The organism is Streptomyces sp. NPDC059452, assembly GCF_042750035.1.
GTDB lineage: Bacteria > Actinomycetota > Actinomycetes > Streptomycetales > Streptomycetaceae > Streptomyces.
The window spans coordinates 1-3,284 of sequence record NZ_JBHYVE010000061.1 but is presented as its reverse complement, the minus strand read 5'-3'; the positions used below and the strand labels follow the sequence as shown (position 1 = coordinate 3,284).

At 73.3% G+C, this 3,284-nt stretch carries 2 protein-coding genes; both read right to left on the bottom strand.

Going from position 1 to position 3,284, the window contains the following annotated elements; translation table 11 throughout:
- Positions 1 to 156: 156 nt before the first annotated feature.
- On the bottom strand, positions 157 to 1,542 hold the full coding sequence (locus ACFW9Z_RS36025; RefSeq protein WP_384647938.1) for a lysine N(6)-hydroxylase/L-ornithine N(5)-oxygenase family protein: 1,386 nt from the start codon (positions 1,540 to 1,542) through the stop codon (positions 157 to 159).
- Between the two features lie 37 nt (positions 1,543 to 1,579).
- Positions 1,580 to 3,079 carry a pyridoxal phosphate-dependent decarboxylase family protein gene (locus ACFW9Z_RS36020; protein WP_384647936.1) on the bottom strand — a complete coding sequence of 500 codons (1,500 nt, stop codon included), beginning with the start codon at positions 3,077 to 3,079 and terminating at the stop codon, positions 1,580 to 1,582.
- Between the last annotated feature and the right edge of the window lie 205 nt (positions 3,080 to 3,284).

The window sequence follows — 3,284 nt, the reverse complement described above, 5'->3', positions numbered from 1 at the left end:
CGTCGACTACGGCGTCGTCGGCGACCTCTTCACCGTCGTCCCCCAGCTCACCGAAGAGATCACCGCCCGCAAGAGCTGAACCACACAACAACCCCACACACACGCACACCCGCTCTGGGCCGCACGGTGAAACCCACCGCGCGGCCCAGCGCCGTGTTACCGCCGCTCCTCGGCCATGCGGCTCGGCACCCCGCCACGGTCGTCCGCGCCCAGCCCGAACGTGGTGAAGGCGGTGCGGTCCGGCAGCGGGTAAGTCTCCTTGCCCGTCAGCGCGTTGATGATGACGGCGGAGCGCCACGCGGCCAGGCCCAGGTCGGGGGCGCCGACCCCGTGCGTATGCCGTTCCGCGTTCTGCACGAAAACCGAGCCGTCGATCCCCGGGGCGAGGACGAGCCGTTGGGCCTCGTCCACCTGCGGACGCCCGGCGCTGTCGCGGACGATGTACGGGTCGAGGGCGGCGAGCAGCGTGTCCACGGGGCGCTCCCGGTACCCGGTGGCGAGGACCACCGCGTCCGTGGTGAGCCGCCCCCGGGTCTCCTGCTGGCCGTGCTCGACGACCAGTTCGATGCGGCCGCCGTCCGTGACGGAGGCGCCGGTGACCTCGATGCCGGGGGTGAGGGTGACATCGGGCCAGTCGCCGCCGAGGCTGCGCCGGTACAGCTCGTCGTGAATGTCCCCGAGCGTGTCCCCGCTGACCCCCTTGTAGAGCTGCCACTGACTGGGCAGCAGCCGGTCCCGGGTGGCCTGCGGAAGGCCATGGAAGTAGCGCGTGTAGTCCGGGGTGAACTGCTCCAGGCCGATCTTGCTGTACTCCATGGGCGCGAAGGCCGGGGTACGGGCGAGCCAGGTCAGCCCCTCCGCCCCTTCGGGCCTCAACCGCAGCAGGTCCAGCAGGACTTCCGCGCCGGACTGCCCCGAGCCGACGACGGTGATGTGCCGGGCGGCGAGCAGCCGGTCCCGCTGGGCGAGGTAGTCGGCGGAGTGCAGGACCAGGGGTACGGGGTCGGCGGCCAGGGCCCGCAGCGGCTCGGGGACGTACGGTGCGGTGCCGACGCCGAGAGCGAGGTTACGGGCATGGGTGAGCCCGGCCTGAAGGGTCTCGCCGTCCGGACCGAGCCGGGTGAACTCCACGGCGAACGCGGCCGTTTGGGCGTCCCAGGCGATCGTGTCGACACGGTGACCGAAGTGGGTGGAGGGCAGTTCGGTGCTCACCCAGCGGAGGTAGTTGTCGAACTCCGAACGGTGGATGTGGAAGCGCTCGGCGAAGTAGAAGGGGAAGAGGCGGCGCCGGACCTTGAGGTAATTGAGGTAGCACCAGGGGCTGGTGGGCTCGACCAGGCTCACCAGGTCGGCCAGGAAGGGGACTTGGAGGGTCGCTCCCTCGATGAGGAGTCCGGGGTGCCAGTGGAAGGAGGTGCGCTGTTCGTGGAAGGCACTGCGCAGGCCGGGCACGCCGTCGGCGAGCGCGGCGAGCGAGAGGTTGAAGGGCCCTGCGCCCACCCCCAGCAGATCGAGCGGCGGGGTTCGTGGTCCGGGCGTCATCGCGTTCCTCCAACGGGGTTCGTGCGCGTCGGCAACGTCATGGCGACAGCCTTTCCGTCACCGGGGCGCCGGTATCACCGCCGCCACCGTCTCCTTCGGCCGCCGCCCGCTCCGCCGCCTCCGTGACGAGGTCGAGCAGCGGCAGCAGGTCGGCCGTGGCGGCGGCCGGGTGCAGCAGCGTGGCCTTGAGCCAGAGCCTGCGCCGCCCGTCGCCGTCCTCCGCCACCGCCCGGCCGAGGACGGCCCGGCCGTCCATGAGCAGCGTGCGGCGCACCTCGGCGACGACGGCGTCCCCGGCCTCCGGCTCCAGCGCGTCGGCCGCCACCGGCCGGAACAGCACGGTGCTGATGCCGATCCCGCCGGGGCGGCGGCGCAGTGCGGGGTGTGCGTCGACGGCCCGGCCGAACTCCTCAGCCGTACGTACGCAGTGCTCCACCAGTTCGCTCAGTCCCCGGCGTCCCAGCGCCCGGAAGGTGGCCGCGATCTTCAGGGCGTCGGGGCGCCGGGTGGTGCGGATCGAGCGGCCGAGCAGGTCGGGGAGCCCGGCCTCGGTGTCGTCGTCGGCGTTGAGGTAGTCGGCGCGCAGGGAGAGCGGGGCGAGCAGGGCGGTGTCCGCGACGGCCAGCACTCCGGCGGCGACCGGCTGCCAGCCGAGCTTGTGCAGGTCGAACGTTACGGAGACGGCGTGCTCCAGCCCCGCGAGCCGGGGCGCGAGGCGTTCGCTGAACAGCAGGGGGCCGCCGTAGGCCGCGTCCACGTGGAGCTCGGCTCCGTACCGCTCGACGATCCGGGCGATCTCGGGGAGCGGGTCGATGCGCCCTTCGTCGGTGGTGCCCGCGGTGGCGACGACCAGGACGGGCCCGTCGCCGAGCCCGGCCAGGGTGCGGTCGAGGGCGGCGGGGTCGATGCGGCCGTCGTGGCAGGGGACGACGGTGGGGGCGGGCAGGCCGAGCATCCAGGCGGCGCGGTGCACGCTGTGGTGGGCGTTGGCGCCGGTCACCACCCGCAGCGGGGCGGGCGCCGCTCGTTCCCGGGCGAGGAGGAGGGCGACGAGGTTGGACTCGGTGCCGCCGCTGGTGATGAGAGCGTCGGGCGCGGGGGCACCGGGGTGGATGAGCCGGGCCAGTGCGGCCGTGGTCAGCTCCTCGATCACTCCGGCGGCGGGCGCCTGGTCCCAGGAGTCCATGGAGGGGTTGAGGGCCGCCCCCGCCAGCTCCGCCGCGACCGCCACGGCGAGCGGCGGGCAGTGGAGATGGGCGACGCACGCGGGGTCGGCCGGGTCGGCGGCCCCCTCGGCAACGGCCCGTACGAGGTCCGCGAGTGCGGCCTCGGCCCCGACGCCCTCCTCGGGCAGCACCGGAGAGCACAGGGCGCCGGTCCGCCGGGCCACGGCTTCCGGTCCCCCGGCGGGCAGCGGTCCGCCCCTGGCCCGGGCCCCGCTCTCCAGTGCGTCCAGGACGACGGCGGTCAGCTCCCGCAGCCGGCCCGGCCCGTGCTCGCCTCCCGCGAGGAGGCGGCCCCCGGTTCCGGCGCTCACACCGCACGCTCCAGGGGGAGTTCGGCGGACAGCAGGCCCTGAGCACGCTCCATGGCGAAGCCCTTCGATCGGAGTGCAAGATCCACAACCGGGATTCGCTGGTTAGGCTAACCTAACTCCGCCGCTGGGGAAGAACGCACTCCGGTTCACCCGGGCCGATCGCCCTTAAATAATAACAGGCCTGCCCCCGAGCGTAGTAGTGTGA

What these genes read in the sequence shown, in the direction of transcription:
- ACFW9Z_RS36025 (WP_384647938.1), bottom strand. Translation starts at nt 1,542, where the DNA reads ATGACGCCCGGACCACGAACCCCGCCGCTCGATCTGCTGGGGGTGGGC.